14 protein-coding genes are annotated in these 16,523 nt (G+C 71.4%); 2 read left to right on the top strand and 12 right to left on the bottom strand.

The features are described 5' to 3' along the window. Window positions 1-3: 3 nt before the first annotated feature. The 7 genes from LQV45_RS00560 to LQV45_RS00530 all read right to left on the bottom strand — a co-directional run bounded on the left by LQV45_RS00560 (window position 4) and on the right by LQV45_RS00530 (window position 6,509). Window positions 4-783: an alpha/beta hydrolase gene (locus tag LQV45_RS00560; protein WP_230005255.1), complete on the bottom strand. Its 780-nt coding sequence runs from the start codon at window positions 781-783 to the stop codon at window positions 4-6. Window position 784: 1 nt separating this feature from the next. Continuing rightward, a complete protein-coding gene (locus tag LQV45_RS00555) occupies window positions 785-1,936 on the bottom strand; it encodes a mannitol-1-phosphate 5-dehydrogenase (RefSeq protein WP_230005254.1) in 1,152 nt (383 codons plus the stop codon). After that, window positions 1,933-2,370: a PTS sugar transporter subunit IIA gene (locus LQV45_RS00550; protein WP_230005253.1), complete on the bottom strand. Its 438-nt coding sequence runs from the start codon at window positions 2,368-2,370 to the stop codon at window positions 1,933-1,935. Before LQV45_RS00550 ends, LQV45_RS00555 begins: the two co-directional genes overlap by 4 nt. 103 nt (window positions 2,371-2,473) lie before the next feature. Continuing rightward, the gene (locus tag LQV45_RS00545) at window positions 2,474-4,132 is read right to left on the bottom strand and encodes a PTS mannitol transporter subunit IICB (RefSeq protein ID WP_230005252.1); all 1,659 of its coding nucleotides are present in this window, start codon (window positions 4,130-4,132) and stop codon (window positions 2,474-2,476) included. A gap of 53 nt (window positions 4,133-4,185) precedes the next feature. Then, a complete protein-coding gene (gene ptsP / locus LQV45_RS00540; RefSeq protein WP_230005251.1) occupies window positions 4,186-5,868 on the bottom strand; it encodes a phosphoenolpyruvate--protein phosphotransferase in 1,683 nt (560 codons plus the stop codon). A gap of 15 nt (window positions 5,869-5,883) precedes the next feature. Then, window positions 5,884-6,159, bottom strand: a complete 276-nt coding sequence (locus LQV45_RS00535) for an HPr family phosphocarrier protein (RefSeq protein ID WP_138175154.1) — start codon at window positions 6,157-6,159, stop codon at window positions 5,884-5,886. A 23-nt stretch (window positions 6,160-6,182) separates the two neighbouring features. Beyond that, on the bottom strand, window positions 6,183-6,509 hold the full coding sequence (locus LQV45_RS00530) for a PTS sugar transporter subunit IIB (protein ID WP_138175153.1): 327 nt from the start codon (window positions 6,507-6,509) through the stop codon (window positions 6,183-6,185). Between the two features lie 165 nt (window positions 6,510-6,674). Here LQV45_RS00530 and LQV45_RS00525 point away from each other — a divergent pair, with 165 nt between their 5' ends. After that, window positions 6,675-8,603 (top strand): transcription antiterminator, encoded by a 1,929-nt coding sequence (locus LQV45_RS00525; RefSeq protein WP_230005250.1) that lies wholly within the window; start codon window positions 6,675-6,677, stop codon window positions 8,601-8,603. Between the two features lie 231 nt (window positions 8,604-8,834). Here the strand turns inward: LQV45_RS00525 and LQV45_RS00520 are convergent, their stop codons facing one another. The 3 genes from LQV45_RS00520 to LQV45_RS00510 all read right to left on the bottom strand — a co-directional run bounded on the left by LQV45_RS00520 (window position 8,835) and on the right by LQV45_RS00510 (window position 12,331). Further along, window positions 8,835-9,680 carry a hypothetical protein gene (locus LQV45_RS00520; RefSeq protein ID WP_230005249.1) on the bottom strand — a complete coding sequence of 282 codons (846 nt, stop codon included), beginning with the start codon at window positions 9,678-9,680 and terminating at the stop codon, window positions 8,835-8,837. Window positions 9,681-9,830: 150 nt separating this feature from the next. After that, window positions 9,831-11,501 (bottom strand): phospho-sugar mutase, encoded by a 1,671-nt coding sequence (locus tag LQV45_RS00515; RefSeq protein ID WP_230005248.1) that lies wholly within the window; start codon window positions 11,499-11,501, stop codon window positions 9,831-9,833. After that, window positions 11,498-12,331, bottom strand: coding sequence for a purine-nucleoside phosphorylase (locus LQV45_RS00510; RefSeq protein ID WP_230005247.1), 834 nt, complete (start codon window positions 12,329-12,331; stop codon window positions 11,498-11,500). The genes LQV45_RS00515 and LQV45_RS00510 overlap by 4 nt, the downstream gene beginning before the upstream one ends. A gap of 67 nt (window positions 12,332-12,398) precedes the next feature. Between LQV45_RS00510 and LQV45_RS00505 the strand changes: the two genes are divergently transcribed. Continuing rightward, a complete protein-coding gene (locus LQV45_RS00505) occupies window positions 12,399-13,859 on the top strand; it encodes an NAD(P)H-quinone dehydrogenase (RefSeq protein WP_230005246.1) in 1,461 nt (486 codons plus the stop codon). Between the two features lie 144 nt (window positions 13,860-14,003). Here the strand turns inward: LQV45_RS00505 and LQV45_RS00500 are convergent, their stop codons facing one another. Together LQV45_RS00500 and LQV45_RS00495 are read right to left on the bottom strand one after the other, a co-directional pair. Next, window positions 14,004-15,770, bottom strand: a complete 1,767-nt coding sequence (locus LQV45_RS00500) for a biotin carboxylase N-terminal domain-containing protein (protein ID WP_230005245.1) — start codon at window positions 15,768-15,770, stop codon at window positions 14,004-14,006. Between the two features lie 77 nt (window positions 15,771-15,847). Continuing rightward, window positions 15,848-16,495 (bottom strand): nucleoside triphosphate pyrophosphatase, encoded by a 648-nt coding sequence (locus LQV45_RS00495; RefSeq protein WP_230005244.1) that lies wholly within the window; start codon window positions 16,493-16,495, stop codon window positions 15,848-15,850. Between the last annotated feature and the right edge of the window lie 28 nt (window positions 16,496-16,523).

Raw genomic sequence — 16,523 nt, 5'->3', positions numbered from 1 at the left:
GGATTACGGCCGCGGCAGGAACGCGCCGAGCTGCTCGGCGATGATGCGGTCGACCTCGGCGGGGTCGGCGGTCGGGGTGCCGTCGCCGGCCTGCGGGCCGTAGGCGCCGAACGACGCGTGCGAGGCCCCGGGGATCTCGACGAACGCCGTGTCGGCGGGCAGCAGCGTCGCGGCGTCGGCGATCTTCTGCGGGGTCGAGAGGCCGTCCGCCGACCCCGACAGGCTCAGCACCGGGAGTCCGGATGCCGACAGGTCGGTGGCGCAGTACGAGGCGAAGAGCACCAGGGCGTCGGCGTCGCCGGCGAGCTGGCACGCCCGCACGCCGCCGAGCGAGTGCCCGCCCACCGCCCACGCGTCGACGTCGGGAGCGAGATCGGTGAAGGTCGACAGCGGTCGCGGATCGAAGAAGGCCAGGTTCAGCCAGGGGCGAGTGATCACGACCGTGACTCCGTCGTCGACCACCGTGTCGGCGAACGTCGCGACGTAGCCGAGGGCGTCGACCTTTGCGCCCGGGATGAACACGAGGCCCCGCCCGGTGTCGCCGGCGGTGGGGGAGAGCACGATGCCCGCCCCGTCCTCGGCGATCGTCAGCCCGGGGTTGGCGCGTGCCTCGGCCAGCGGATCGGCTTCGGCACCCATCACGCCCACCTGCGTGTAGATCAGGATGCCGGCCACCAGCAGCAGCGCGAGGGCGCCGAGGCCCCCGAGGATCCAGCGCAGGAGACGGAAACGCCGACGGGGCGCACGGGGCGCCCCGTCGGCGGACGGAGTGGTGTCGGTCACCTCAGGAGCGTAACGCCGCCTGTCGTGCCGCGACGATCTCGACGATGCGGGCGGACAGCGGGTGCTCGGGCGCGAGTCCGGTGACCTCGGCGGTGAACGCGTCGGCATCCCGTTCGCGGAGGAGCCGCTGCAGATCCACGGCCTGCGCGTCCTCGGCATCCTCGAACTCCAGGGCGGCGGCCATCGCGGACACGAGCGCGTCCACGGGCAGCCCCCGTTCGATCGCCTCGGCCGCGGGGCCGACGAACCGCTCATGCCGCGAGAGCTTGCGCAACGGCTGGCGGCCGACGCGCCACACGGTGTCCGGCAGCGCGGGGTTGCGGAAGCGTCGCAGGATCGTGGCGCGGTACTGGCCCTGCACCTCGGCGTCGAGCTCGTGCTTCTGCACGAGAAGGGCGCTGGTCTCCTCGAGCGCCGCCTCGACGTTCGCGGCGATCTCCGGGTCGGATAGCGCGTCCGAGATGCGCTCGATCCCGGCGCGGGCGCCGAAGTACGCCGTCGCCGCGTGACCGGTGTTGACGGTGAAGAGCTTGCGCTCGATGTACGGCGTGAGATCGTCGACGAAGTGCGCGCCGGGAATGTGCGGCGGGTCGTCGCCGAACGGTCCGCGCTCGATCGCCCACTCGTAGAACGGCTCGACCGTGACGTCGACACCGCCGACGGCCTGCGCCGGAACGATGCGGTCGACCGCGGTGTTGGCGAACACCGCGCGGGCGTCCAGTGCGTCCCAGGACTCTGCGGCGATGTCGACCACGTGCTCCCGCAACTGGTCGGTGGCGCCGATGGCGTTCTCGCACGCCATGATCTGCAGCGGCGGGAGCGAGGGGTCGCGGAGGGCGAGACCGGCGACGATGTGCGGGGCGACGAACTTCAGGATCGTGGGGCCGACGGCGGTAGTCACCACGTCGGCGGTCGCGATCTCATCGACGAGGGCCTCGGCATCCGTCGAGCTGTCGATGGCGCGGAAGCCGGTCACCGTCTTGTCGGTACCGCCGTCGCCGACCTCGTGGACGGTGTACTCGGATGCCGCGTTGATCGCCGCGACGAGGGCCGCGGAGACGTCGGAGAAGACCAGCTCGTAGCCGCCCTCGTGCAGCAGCAGACCGACGAAGCCGCGACCGATGTTGCCCGCGCCGAAGTGGACGGCCTTCATGCGTTGACGGAACCCGCGAGGGCCTCGAACAGCTCCTCAGCGGAGGAGACGGCCTTCAGGCGCGCGACATCGTCCTCGTCGGAGAAGAGGATGGCGATCTGCGACAGGATCTCGAGGTGCTCGTCGCCCTTCCCGGCGATGCCGATGACGAAGCTCACCGGCTCCCCGCCCCAGTCGACGCCGCCGTCGTAGCGGACCACGGAGAGACCCGAGGTCAGGATCGCCTGCTTGGTCTCGTTGGTGCCGTGGGGGATCGCGAGCTCGTTGCCCATGTAGGTGGACACGGTTTCCTCGCGCTGCTGCATGGCGGCGAAGTACTCACCGGTGACGGATCCGGCGGCTTCGAGCAGGTCGGCCGCCTCCTTCATCGCCTCCTCGCGGGTGGCGCTGCCGGGATGGATACGGACGGATTCGATGCGGAGGACGTCTGACATGGTTCTCGCCTTTCTCGTCGTGCTCTCCAGCCTCGCAGGAAGCGGGCCGGACGGGAAGACGGAGGGGCCGGTGCGCATGCCCCGGCCCCTCCGTGGGAGTGGACTACTTCGCGTCGTGCTGAACGCGGACCATCTCCACGACCTCGTCGTACTTCGGCGAGTTCATGAAGTTGTCCACCGACACGTGGATCGCGTCGGGCGACTGGGCCTTGGCACGGTCGGTCAGCTGGTTCTGCGTGATGATCAGGTCGGCGGTGCCGTCGAGGTTCGCGATCGCCGCGTTGGTGACGGTGACCCCCTCGATGCCGGCCTTCTTGATCTTGTTGCGCAGGACGCTCGCGCCCATCGCGGAGGAGCCCATGCCGGCGTCGCACGCGAACACGATCGCGTTGACCTGCTTGGTCGCCACGGAGCCGCCGAGGCCGCCCAGCGCGCCCTCGACGTCGCGGTCGGCCGACGCGGTCACGTCGCTCGAGCCGCGGTTGCGCAGCGCACCGAGGGTCGAGGACTCCTTGCCCTTGTTGGCCTCGGTCTGGTCGATCGCGGCCGAGAACGCGTCGTCGCCCTCGGCGGCCAGGTCGCGCTTGCGCGAGGCGCGGAGGATGACACCGGCCACCAGGAAGGTCACCGCGGCGGCCACCACGACCGACAGGTACACGACCAGGAGGTTGCCCGGGCCCGCGCCGATCGCGGAAGCGGTCACGGCGATGATGCTGCCGGGAGCGGCCGGGAAGACCAGTCCGCCGCCGAAGAGCATGTTGGTCGTGACGCCCGCGGCGCCACCGGCGATGAGCGCGAGGATCGTCATGGGCTTCGCGAGGGCGTACGGGAAGTAGATCTCGTGGATGCCACCGAAGAACTGGATGATGATCGCGCCCGGGGCCGAGGCCTTCGCCGCGCCGACACCGAAGAAGGTGAAGGCGAGGAGGAGACCGAGACCCGGGCCGGGGTTGGCCTCGATGAGGAAGAGGATCGACTTGCCCGACTCGGCGGCCTGCTCGATACCGAGCGGCGTGAACACGCCGTGGTTGATGGCGTTGTTGAGGAACAGCACCTTGGCCGGCTCGACGATGATCGACAGGAGCGGGAGCAGGTTGTACTGCACGAGCCAGCCGACGATGCCGCCCAGGAACGCGCTGATGCCGAGGAACACGGGACCGAAGGCGAAGAAGCCGACGATCGCGAGGACCATGCCGAGGATGCCGGCGGAGAAGTTGTTCACCAGCATCTCGAAGCCGGGGCGGATCTTGCCGTCCCACAGGCGGTCCATCTGCTTGGTGATCCAGGCCGCGAGCGGGCCCATGATCATCGCGCCGAGGAACATCGGGATGTTCGTGCCGACGATGACACCCATCACGGCGATCGTCGCGACCACGCCACCGCGAGCACCGTAGACCATGCGGCCACCGGTGTTGGCGATGAGCAGGGGCAGCAGGTACGTGATCATGACGCTGACCAGACCCACGTAGCCCTGGTAGGTGCCGTCGGTGCCCTCGGTGAGCGCCGTCATGGCGCCCGGCCAGCCGATCGCGGCGGCATCGCCGCCACCGCCGATGATCTCGGCCACGGGGGACCAGTGCCAACCGGCACCGAAGGGGCTGTTCGCGCCGAAGAACCCGGCGGGGATGAAGAGCATCGTGATGAAGCCCCACGCGATGAACGCCGCGATGTTGGGCATGATCATGCCGGAGAGGAACGTGCCGAATCGCTGGACCGCGACGCGAGCACCTCCCGGCTTCTTGGTTGTCGACGCCGTCGTCATTGCTGTGTCTCCTTGTATTGGGATGCGGCCGGGGCCGCGAGGTGGAGCGCGGCTCAGGCCGCGGGGGTAGCGGAGGCTGCCTGAGCGGCCTCCCGGGCGGAGGCCGCGTCGTCGGCGGCCAGGGCGGCTTCGGCGATGCGAAGAGCATCGTCGAGCGTGTGGGTGAGCAGGGTCGCACGCACGTCGGCGAGGGCCGTGGGGGCCATCGACAGCGTGGTGGCGCCGAGTCCGACGAGCACGACCGCGAGCAGCGGGTCGGCGGCGGCCTCGCCGCAGATGCCGACGGGCTTGCCGTTCGCGCGGCCGGCGGCGCCGACCTCGCGGATCAGGCGCAAGACGGCCGGATGCCACGGGTCCTGGAACGAGGCGACCGAGCCGAGCAGCCGGTCGGCGGCGAGCGTGTACTGCGTCAGGTCGTTGGTGCCGATCGAGGCGAAGTCGGCGATCTGGAGGATGCGGTCGGCCATGAGGGCGGAAGAGGGGACCTCGACCATGACGCCCGTGGTCTTCAGCCCGTAGTCCTTCGCGAGAGCGGTGAAGTACCGGGTCTCCTCGACAGTCGAGACCATCGGCGCCATGACCCACAGGTCGGCGGGACCGGCTGCGGACTTGCGGGTCTCGGCATCCGCCTCGGCGAGGGCCGTGAGCTGCTCGCGCAGGATGTCCTCGCTCGCGCGGAGGGCCCGCAGGCCGCGGAGGCCCAGGGCGGGGTTCTCCTCGTGGGCGTCGTTGAGGAACGGCAGCGGCTTGTCGGCGCCGGCGTCGAGCACGCGCACGACGACCTTCTTGCCGGGGAAGGCGCTGAGGAGCTCGATGTAGGCGGTGCGCTGCTCCTCGACGGTGGGGGCGGAGCTGGAGCTGAGGAAGAGGAACTCGGTGCGGAACAGGCCCACACCTTCGGCGCCGAGCTCGACCGCCTCAGCGGCACCGCCGGGCTTGCCGAGGTTCGCCAGAAGGGGCACCTTCGTCCCGTCGGCGAGCGCGCCGTCGGTGATGGGCGCCGCGGCGGCGGAGGCGCGCGCCGCGGCACGGTTCGCGGCCCGCGCGAGGTCGTCGTCGCTCGGGTCGACCGTGACGACGCCGGCGGCGGCATCCACGATCACCGTCTGGCCGTCGACGAGGTCTTTCGCGCCGGACGCACCGACGATCGCGACGATCGACTTCTCGCGGGCGAGGATCGCGGTGTGCGAGGTGGGCCCGCCCTCGGTGGTGACGAGCGCGAGCACCTTGTCGAGGTCGAGCAGGGCGGTGTCGGCGGGAGCGAGGTCCTTGGCGACGAGCACGAACGGGTGACCGGGGTCGGGGACACCGGGGGCGGCGACGCCGCGCAGGCGCGCGATGACGCGCTGGGCGACGTCATCGAGGTCGGCCGCGCGCTCGCCGAGGTAGCCGCCGAGGGCGAGGAGCTGCTCGCGGAACGAGGCGAAGGCGTCGTGGACGGCGAACTCGCCGGTCTTCCCGGCGGTCAGGCGCGAGTCGACCTCGGCTTCGAGGGTCGGGTCTTCGGCGATCATCGCCTGGGCCTCCAGGACCTCGCGCGCCGCGCCGCCGGCCTGCGCACCGCGCTGCTCGAGCTCGCGGGCCACGGCGCCGACGGCTTCGCGTACGCGCGCCGTCTCCTCCTCGACCGACAGCTCGCTCTTGGTGTCCTTCGGCGCGGGCAGGGGCTCGGCCATGCGCGCGATGGGGCCCTGGGCCACGCCCAGTCCGATTCCGACTCCACGGAGTTCCGTCATAGTCCTGTTGTTCCTTTACTCGGCGTCGTGGTCGGTGGTCAGCAGTTCGGCCAGGCGCTCCAGCGTCGCCTCGGCGTTGTCGCCGTCGGCGGTGAGCGTGACGTAGTCGCCCTGTTCCAGGCCGAGGGCGATGATGCCCAGGATGCTGGCGGCGTTCACGGGCGCGCCGGCGTCCTTGATGAGGCTCACCGGGATGCCGGACTCCTTGGCCGCCTGGGCGAAGAGCTTCGCGGGGCGGGCGTGGAGGCCGTGCGACGAGCCGATGCGGACCGTCCGGGTGATCTGGGGCATGAGTGTTCCTTTCCGGCGGCGGGTCAGATGGTGTCCGCGGACTCCCGCGCGCCCATCGCCTCTTCCACGAGAGCGAGCGTGCGGGTTCCGGTCAGGTCGGTGAAGGCGTCCTCGGGCAGCAAGACGACACGCACCCCCCGTGTCGCGGCATCCTGTCGGATCCGCTCCAGGTCGGGGGCCAAGTGCGGGCCGACGAGAACGATGTCGACCGCGTCGAGGTCGATCGGGAGCGACCTCACGGTCCCCGCCGCAGCGGAGTAGGGGAGGCCGCGATCGTGAGCTGCGTGACGAACACGCTGTGCGACGAACGTGCTGGACGCACCAGCGCCGCACACCACGAGGATCCTCATCGACCCGCCTCCTTCCTCTCGATTGTGAACATCGCGTTCACAGCAGACAACCAGGTTCGTTTCCCACCCCCCGGAACGTGGATGCCGCGCCCCCCGCGCTCGGGGGTGATGCGCGTGGTTGGATGGGGGGAGCGCTGCCATCCGGGCCGGCGCGGAGGACGGATCGTGACGACGAAAGCTCGCCAAGACCGCCTGCTGGCCCTGCTGCTGCGGGACGCGGAGTGGTCCACGGCCGCGTCGCTGGCGGATGCGCTGGGCGTGACCCCGCGCAGCGTGCGCTCCTACGTCACCGCGGTCAACGCCCGCGTGGCCGGCGGGACGGCGATCGAGTCGGGCCCACTGGGCTATCGGGCGGGATCGGACGCGGCGGTCGCCCTGCGCGCGGGCTCGACGGGCGACAGCGGCACGCCGCGCGACCGGCTGCACACGCTCGTGCGGCGCCTGCTCGACTCCGCGGACGGCATCGACGTCTTCGAGACCGCCGACACCCTCCACGTCAGCGCCGCCACCCTCGAAGCCGACCTGGCGCGCGTGCGCGGACTGCTCGGCGGCACCGAGCTGACCCTCGAGCGCTCGGCATCCACCGCCCGCCTGCGCGGGACCGAGGTCGCCCAGCGGCGGCTGCTGTCCAAGCTCGCGCACGACGAAATGGATGCCGGGATGTTCGACCTCGACGCGCTGCGCCGCACGCTCGGCGAGCGGTCGGTCGGCGCGCGGGCGTTCGGGCCCTTCAAAGCCGAGCTCGTCGCCGGGCTCGGGTCGATGGGGTACTTCGTCAACGAGATCGGCATCGGCGACGTCGTCATGCACATCGCCATCGCCGCCGACCGGGTCACGCGCGACCGCGGCCTGGGGGCCGCCGCGGGGGAGCGGTCGGATGCCGTGGACGCCGTCGCCGGCCTGCTGGACCGCCTGACGCTCAAGCACATCGGCGTGCAGCTCGGCGCGGGAGACCTGCGCCACCTCGCCACTCTCGTCCTCACGCGGATCGTGGCCCCCGGCTCTCCCGCGGCCGATGACGTGCGCGCGCGCCTGGACCCGGCGGTCGCGGAGGCCGTGCGCGCGGTCGTCGAGGCCGCGGCATCCCAGTACCTGGTCGATATCGCCCACGCCGACTTCGTCATGCGCCTCGCGCTGCACGTGCAGAACCTTCTGCACCGCTCGCGCGAGCAGGCGTGGTCGCGCAACCCCCTCACGCGCTCGCTCAAGTCGACGTACCCGATGATCTTCGAGGTCGCGGTGTACATCGCCAAGGGGCTCCAGGACGCCCTCGGCATCCCGATCATGGACGACGAGATCGCCTACATCGCGATGCACGTCGGCGGGCGGCTCGAACGCAGCCGCCGCTCCGACCAGCTGCTGACGGCGACGATCGTGTGCCCCGGGTACTACGAGCTGCACGAACTGCTGCGCTCGAGCGTCGACCGGTCGCTCGGGCAGGCGATCGAGGTCGTCGGCGTCGAGACCCGTATCGACCCGGCGTGGGATTCCATCGACACCGACCTCGTGCTCACCACGATCGACCCGCCGCGGCCGGGCGACCGGTTCGTGCGTATCCAGCCGTTCCTCACCGACGCCGACGTCGAGCGCGTGCAGGCCGCGGCGTCGCGCGTCCGGCGGGCCCGCCGCCTCGCGCGGCTGAGCGCCGAGCTCGAGCGCTACTTCTCACCCGACGCTTTCGTGCGGGGCCTCGACGGCGCCGATGGCGAGGCCGGGGTCATCCGTCGCCTCGGCGGGCTGCTGGTCGACGAGGGCGTCATCGATGACGACTACGTCGCGCGGGCCGTCGAGCGCGAGGCGATCTCGTCGACCGCGTTCACCGACGCGCTCGCCGTGCCGCACGCGATGGGCATGACGGCGACCCAGACCCGCATCGCGATCGGCATCGCCGACCCCTCGATCGCCTGGGGCGAGGGACGCGTGCAGGTGGTGGCGCTCGTGGCGTTCTCGGAGGCCGACCGCGAGGCGTTCCAGACGGTGTTCGAGCAGTTCGTCGAGGTCTTCAGCGAGCGCGACAGCGTGCAGCGCATCGTCCGTCGCGCGACGAGCTTCGCCGCGTTCCTCGATGAGCTCGTCGCGGTGATCGACGGCTGAGGTTCCCCACTGCCGGGCTACGCCGGGTTTGGGGCGCGTTCTTCCATTTGGGGCGTGGAATTCCGCGCCCCAAACTGAATTCCGCGCCCCAAGACCCGACGCGCCGGCGGTCATCTCAAGGGAAGCGCGACGTGGAAGGCGGCGAAGCGTCGTGCGAGGGTTGCGGCGTCGACGATGTGTGGCCATCCCCAGCGGATGAGCGCCCGCCCGGTCGTACCGCGGATCCAGTCCTCACGCTGCTTCTCGGCGAGGAGCACCTGCGCGGGAGACCGGCCGGACTGCGCGGCGTGTTCGGTGTACTTCCCTCGCCCGTCGAACTCCCCCCCAGACGCCCGCGTCGTCGAGGCCGAAGTCGAGGTAGTACGAGGAGCCGGAGGGGCTCGGAACGCGCACCTGCAATTGCGGTGGGCGCAAGCCCATCTCGGCAATGCGGATGCGGCTGATGCTCTCGCCCGGCAGTTGGGCGCGTCCGTCTGCGAAGGCGAGGGCCCGCGCGGCCCGCGCACCGCCGTGTGCAGACCGTCGCGAGGTGGCGAGCGCGAGCGCGATCGCAGCTGCCGCCTTGTCCGCGTCATAGGTGCGCGCCGTCGTCGTTGCGAGAGCGCGGAGTGCGCCGTCGAGGGTGCACACCGCCGTCTCGAAGTCGCACGTACGCGCGATGTCCGACATCGTCCTGACCATGCTGGTCACACGAAGCCCGGCGAGGTCGACGACGTCGCCGGGCCCGACGGCACCCCGGTGCCGCACGGTCTGCGCCATGCCGCCGCGGCGACGTTCGTCGAGGATGACATGGACCCGCTGCGCGTCAGGCCGGTACAGCGGAAGTCCGTGCAATGCGGCCGCGGTCTGGTGAGAGAACAGCGGCGGCTCGACGCTCACGAGGGCGAGAGCTCGCGCGCGCAGCACGATCCACTCTTCGGGACGCAGGCGGGCGGTGGCCGTGGCCTCGACGTAGACACCGGCCCGGATGCGGATCAGGGAGCCGTCGCGCACGAGGATGTCGAGGCGGTGGCGGTCGACGTCGCGCTCGCCCAGTTCCGAGCGGCGCAGCAGGGGTGTCGAGAGAACGGCATCCATCCGTTCACTTTGTCCGAGTCCGCGCCTCACCCCCGAACCTCGTCCCCGGCGGTGTGGAGAACTTCTGGTTTGGGGCGCGATCTACCGTTTGGGGCGCGGTAATCCACGCCCCAAACGGAATCACGCGCCCCAAACCCGAGGAGCCCGACCTCAGCGGCGCGCGGCGAGCAGCTCCTCGGCGCCGGTGCGCAGGGCGTCGAGGCGGCGGCGAGCCTTCTTGGCCGACGAGCCGCGCACGTCGAGGTACAGCTTGAGCTTCGGCTCGGTGCCGCTGGGGCGCACGACCAGTCGCGAGCCGTCCTCGAGCCAGATGCGCAGCACGTCGCCGGGGGGCAGCCCGTCGACGCCGTCGAGCAGGTCGTCGATGGTCGTCACGGCGACCTCGCCGACCGCGGCGGGCGGCTGGGCGCGAAGGGATGCCATGATCCCGGCGATCTCGCTCACGTCGGTCACGCGCACCGAGATCTGGTCGCTCGCGAACGCCCCGAACGTGTCGCGGAACTCCTGCAGCAGGTCGGCGACGGTGCGCCCTTCGGCGCGGGCCGCGGTCGCCATGCCCAAGAGGGCCACGGCGGCGGAGATGCCGTCCTTGTCGCGCACGGTCTCGGGGTTGACGAGATAGCCCAGGGCCTCCTCGAAGCCGTAGACGATACCCGGTGCCCGTGAGATCCACTTGAACCCCGTGAGGGTCGCGTGGAAGTCGAGACCGTAGTGCTCGGCGACGGCCTGCAGACCGGGCGACGACACCAGGGAGCACGCGAGCGACCCCCCGCTGCCGGCCGCGGCCGCGGCCCGCGCGGCGCGCCAGCCCAGCAGCAACCCGATCTCGTTGCCGGTGAGGCGGCGCCAGCCGCCGTCAGCCTCGGCATCCGGGATCGCGACGGCGAGGCGGTCCGCATCCGGATCGTTCGCGATGACGAGCTCGGCGTCGGCCGCCCGGGCCGTCTCGAACGCGAGGTCCATCGCCCCCGGCTCCTCGGGGTTCGGGAACGCCACCGTGGGGAAGCGCCCGTCGGGGTGGATCTGCGCCTCGACGACCACCGGGGCCGGATACCCGGCCTCGGCGAGCACGCGCGCGACGGTCTCCCACCCGACGCCGTGCATCGCGGTGTACACCCACCGCAGCCCCTCCGCCCCGGCGGCCGCGGGGGCGACGGCCGCGGTGGCGGCGATGTAGGCCTCGACGACCGACTCGGGCGCGTTCTCGTACCCCACCGAGCGGGGGAGCACGGTGACGTCGCCGGCGTCGGCGACGCGCTGGATGTGCGCGGCGATCTCGGCGTCGGCGGGCGAGACGATCTGCGCGCCGTCGTCGGCGCCGCCGAGATAGACCTTGTAGCCGTTGTCGTCCGGCGGGTTGTGGCTCGCGGTGACCATGACCCCGGCGTCGGCGCCGAGGTGGCGCACGGCGAACGCGAGCACGGGGGTCGGGAGCATCCGCGGCAGCAGGATGGCGCGCAGCCCCGCGCCGGCAAAGATCTCCACGGAGTCGCGGGCGAACACGTCGGAATTGCGTCGCCCGTCGTAGCCGACGACCACCGTGGGGGGTGCGTCCCCGCCGCGCTCGCTCAGATACGCCGCGAAGCCGGCGGCGGCCTGCGCCACGAGCACCCGGTTCATGCGGTTGGGGCCGGCCCCGAGGGTTCCGCGCAGGCCGGCGGTGCCGAACGCCAGGCGGGTCGAGAAACGGTCGGCGAGGTCGGCCTCGGCCTCCACCGACCCCTCGGAGACGCGCTCCAGCAGGGAGGACAGCTCCTCGCGGGTCACGGCATCCGGATCCTGCGCGAGCCAGGCGCGGGCCGCGTCGACGAACGCGCTCACAGCGCGCCGATCACGCGGGCCAGCAGGGCGGAGATCACCGGCTCGGCCTCGCGGCCGGCCTCGAGCACCTCTTCGTGGCTGAGGGGGGTCTTCTGGATGCCGGCGGCCAGGTTCGTGATGAGCGAGAAGCCGAGGATCTCCATGCCCGCCTGCCGCGCGGCGATCGCCTCGAGGGCGGTGGACATGCCGACGATGTGCCCGCCGATGGTCTTGGCCATCTGCACTTCGGCCGGCGTCTCGTAGTGGGGACCGCGGAACTGCGTGTAGACGCCCTCGTCGAGCGTCGGGTCGATCGACCGTGCCAGGTCGCGGAGGCGCTGCGAGTACAGGTCGGTCAGGTCGATGAACGTCGCGCCCTCGAGGGGCGAGTCGGCGGTGAGGTTGATGTGATCGCTGATGAGCACGGGCTGGCCGGGCTTCCACGTCTCGCGGATACCGCCCGCGCCGTTGGTGAGGATCATCGTCGTCGCACCGGTCGCCGCGGCGGTGCGGACGCTGTGGACGACACGTCGCACGCCGTGGCCCTCGTAGTAGTGGGTGCGGGCGCCGATCACGAGGACGTTCTTGCCGCCGGGGGTGCGGACGCTGCGGAGCGTGCCGACGTGCCCCTCGAGGGCGGGCTTCGAGAAGCCGACGACCTCGGTCGCGGGGAACGCCGCGGTCTCTTCGCCGATGAGTTCGGCGGCGCGGCCCCAGCCGCTGCCGAGGGTGACGGCGATGTCGTGACGCTCGACGCCCGAGAGGCGGGCGATGTCGGCGGCCGCGGCGGCGGCGATCTCGAACGGGTCGGCCGCGGGGTCGTCGAGCGGGTGAAGGGTGCTGTGTGCCATGGACCCACTCTAGAAAGCCGCGTCACCCGGTGCCAGGCGCACGGGCCGCGCGTCGCACTAGGGAAGAATGGATGCCATGGTGCAGAGCTTCGAGCGCAAGCAGTCCATCGCGATCGTCGGCGGTGGTCCCGGTGGCTACGAGGCGGCGCTCTCGGCCGCGCAGTTGGGGGCCGATGTCACCCTCGTCGAGCGGGCCGGGGTGGGCGGTTCGGCCGTCATCACCGACGTCGTGCCCTCCAAGACGCTCATCGCGACGGCCGATGCCGCCGTCGCGATCCGCAACGCCAGCGAGCTCGGCGTGCAGCTGTTCGCGAAGGACGACCGGGGTAAGCCCCTCGCCCCCGAGGTCGCGATCAACCTCGCCGCCGTGAACCAGCGTCTGCTCTCGCTCGCGCGTCAGCAGTCCGACGACATGCGCGCGTCGCTGCTGGAGGCGGGGGTCCGCATTATCTCCGGCCACGGGCGCCTCGACGGCCCCGGCGCCGTCGTCGTCTCGACCGAGGCCGGGGGCACGGACTTCGACCGCATCGAGGCGGAGACCCTCGTCGTGTCAGTGGGGGCATCGCCGCGCGAGCTGCCGTCGGCGCAACCCGACGGGGAGCGGATCCTCACCTGGACCCAGCTGTACGACATGAAGTCGGTGCCGTCGCACCTCATCGTCGTCGGCTCGGGCGTCACGGGCGCGGAGTTCGCCTCGGCCTACATGAACCTCGGGGCGAAGGTGACGCTCGTCTCCAGCCGCGACCAGGTCCTTCCGGGCGAGGACCAGGATGCCGCGGCCGTGCTGGAGCGCGTCTTCCAGCGCGGCGGAATGACGCTGCTGTCCAAGGCGCGTGCGGATTCGGTGGTCAACACCGGCGACGGTGTGCTCGTGACCCTCGCCGACGGCCGCACGATCGAGGGCAGCCACTGCCTCATGGCGGTCGGGTCGATTCCGAACACGGCGAGGATCGGACTGGAGCAGGCGGGCGTCCAGATGACCCCGTCGGGGCACATCCGGGTCAACCGCGTCGCGCGCACCTCGGTGCCGAACATCTACGCCGCGGGCGACTGCACGAACTTCTTCCCCCTGGCGTCCGTGGCATCCATGCAGGGCCGACAGGCCGTCTTCCACGCACTCGGCGACGTCGTGATCCCGCTCGAGACGCGTCGCATCACCGCGAACATCTTCACCGCCCCCGAGATCGCGACGGTCGGCTTCAGCGAGCAGGACGTCGTCGAGGGCAAGATCGCGGGTGTCGTGAAGAAGCTCCCGCTCTCGTCCAACCCGCGGGCGAAGATGCAGGGCATCACCGACGGCTTCGTGAAGCTGATTGCGCGGCAGGGCAGCGGCACCGTCATGGGCGGCGTCATCGTCGCGCCCCGCGCGTCGGAGCTCATCTACCCGATCGCGATCGCCGTCGAGCGCCGTCTCACCGTCGATCAGGTCGCCCGCGTGTTCGCGGTGTACCCGTCGCTGACCTCGAGCATCACCGACGCCGCGCGCGCGATGCACATCGTCGACCGCGACGATCCAGGCGAGGACTGAGTCGCCCCGGATGCCGGGCCCCTGGCATCCGTCCCCCGCCCGGCTGCTGTGTCCTCACAGCGATAAACGCTTCCGGTACCGAGAAACGCTCTCTACGCGCGTGTCTCACTACAAGAAGCGTTTATCGCTCGTAGCGACGCGCCCTCAGCTGATGAGCAGCAGCGAGTGGCCCGCCGCGACCGTCGTGCCGGGGCTCGCGTCGATCCCGGTGACGGTGCCGTCCTTGTGGGCCTGGAGGGGCTGCTCCATCTTCATCGCCTCGAGCACGACGACGAGGTCACCCTTGACGACCTGCTGTCCCTCTTCGACGGCGACCTTGACGACGGTGGCCTGCATCGGCGACTTCACGGCGTCACCGGTGGCCCCGGCCGTCGGGGACGCGGCGTGGGACCGGCGCGAGGGCGGCGCGACCGCGGGACGGCCGGGCTTCGCGGCAGGCGCGGAGATGCGGTCGGGCAGGCTCACCTCGAGGCGCTTGCCAGCGACCTCGACCACGACGGTGTGCCGGCCGGCGGCGTCGGCGGGGGCCTCGAGCTCGCCGTCCCACGCGGGGATGTCGTTGACGAACTCGGTCTCGATCCACCGGGTGTACACACCGAAGTGGCCGTCCTCGGCGGTGAAGGCGGGGTCGCGCACGACCTTGCGGTGGAACGGCAGGACGGTGGGGAGCCCGGCGACCTCGAACTCGTCGAGGGCGCGGCGTGCACGCTCGAGAGCTTCGGCACGGTCGCGGCCCGTCACGATGATCTTCGCCAGGAGCGAGTCGAACGCGCCCGAGACGCTGTCGCCGGCGGTGACGCCGGAGTCCAGGCGCAGGCCGGGACCCCCGAAGGTCTTGAAGACGTGGATGGGCCCGGGCTGCGGGAGGAAGCCGCGGCCGGGGTCTTCGCCGTTGATGCGGAACTCGATCGAGTGGCCCACCGGCGCGGGGTCGTCGTAGCCCAGCTCCTCGCCCTCGGCGATGCGGAACTGCTCGCGGACGAGGTCGATGCCGGTGACCTCTTCCGAGACCGGGTGCTCGACCTGGAGGCGCGTGTTGACCTCGAGGAACGAGATCGTGCCGTCGGCGCCGATGAGGAATTCGCACGTGCCGGCCCCGACGTAGCCGACCTCGCGGAGGATCGCCTTGGATGCCGAGTACAGCACGGCGTTCTGCTCGTCGGTGAGGAACGGCGCGGGCGCCTCTTCCACGAGCTTCTGGTGACGGCGCTGCAGCGAGCAGTCGCGCGTGGAGACGACGACGACGTTGCCGGCGGCATCCGCGAGGCACTGGGTCTCGACGTGACGCGGCTTGTCGAGGTACTTCTCGACGAAGCACTCGCCGCGGCCGAAGGCGGCGACGGCCTCGCGCGTGGCCGACTCGAACATCTCGGCGACCTCGTCGAGCTCGCGGGCGACCTTCAGTCCACGTCCGCCGCCGCCGTACGCGGCCTTGATGGCGATGGGGAGTCCGACCTGCTCGGCGAAGGCGATGACCTCGTCGGCTCCGGCGACGGGGCCGGGGGTGCCCGGGGCGAGCGGTGCACCGACCTTCTCGGCGACGTGACGCGCGGTGACCTTGTCGCCGAGGGCCTCGATGGCCGCGGGTGCGGGGCCGATCCAGATCAGGCCGGCGTCGATGACGGCGCGGGCGAAGTCGGCGTTCTCGGCGAGGAAGCCGTAGCCGGGGTGCACGGCGTCGGCGCCGGAGCGGCGGGCGATCGAGAGGATCTTCTCGATCGACAGGTAGGTGTCGGCGCTGGTGGCGCCATCGAGCGCGTAGGCCTCGTCGGCGAGGCGGGTGTGCAGGGCATCCCGGTCCTGGTCGGCGTAGACGGCGACGGAGGCCTTACCCGAATCGCGTGCGGCGCGGATGACACGGACGGCGATCTCGCCGCGGTTGGCGACGAGAACCTTGGCGATCTTCGGCATCCTCCCAGCCTATCGAGGCCCCGTGCCGCTCTTTTGACCCTCCTCGACAAGAAACGCCGAAAAACGTGTGGGGTAGTCTACGAACGGTTCCACAGTTCGGTCCACGAGCCGCCGAGCTCGCGCACCAATCGGCGCACCGTGGACAGCGACATCCCGACCACCGTCGACGGGTCGCCCTCGACGCGGTCGATGAAGGCCCCGCCGAGGCTGTCGACCGTGAACGCGCCGGCCACGTGCAGCGGTTCGCCACTGGCGACGTACGCCGCGATCTCGTCGTCGTCGACGTCGGACGCGAAGCTGACGGACGCCTCGGCGACGGCGAACGCCTCGCGGGGCTCCGCGCCGGGGACGAGGCGGAACACGCTGTGGCCCGAGTGCAGGATGCCGGTGCGCCCGCGCATCTCCCGCCACCGGGCGGTCGCCGCCTCAGGCGTATAGGGCTTTCCGAGGATCTCGTCGCCGAGCGCGAACATCGAATCGCCCCCGATGACGAACCCGTCGAAGTCGGGGTCCTCCGCGTGCAGCCGGTGCGCGACGTCGGCGGCCTTGCGTCGCGCGAGGAGGAGCACGTGCTCGGGGGCGGGGAGCCGACGCCCCTCCGCCGCCTCGACCTCGGCGATCACCGCTTCCTCGTCGACCTGCGGGGCGCGGGCCTCCGGCTCGATGCCAGCCTGCCGCAGAAGCATCATCCGGGCGGGGGAAGTGGATGCCAAGCACACGCGCATGCGTCCACGCTACCGACGCACAGCCCCA

The organism is Microbacterium sp. Bi128, assembly GCF_918698205.1.
Note: the sequence above shows the minus strand (reverse complement) of the source record. Positions and strands in the feature narration are given on the sequence as shown.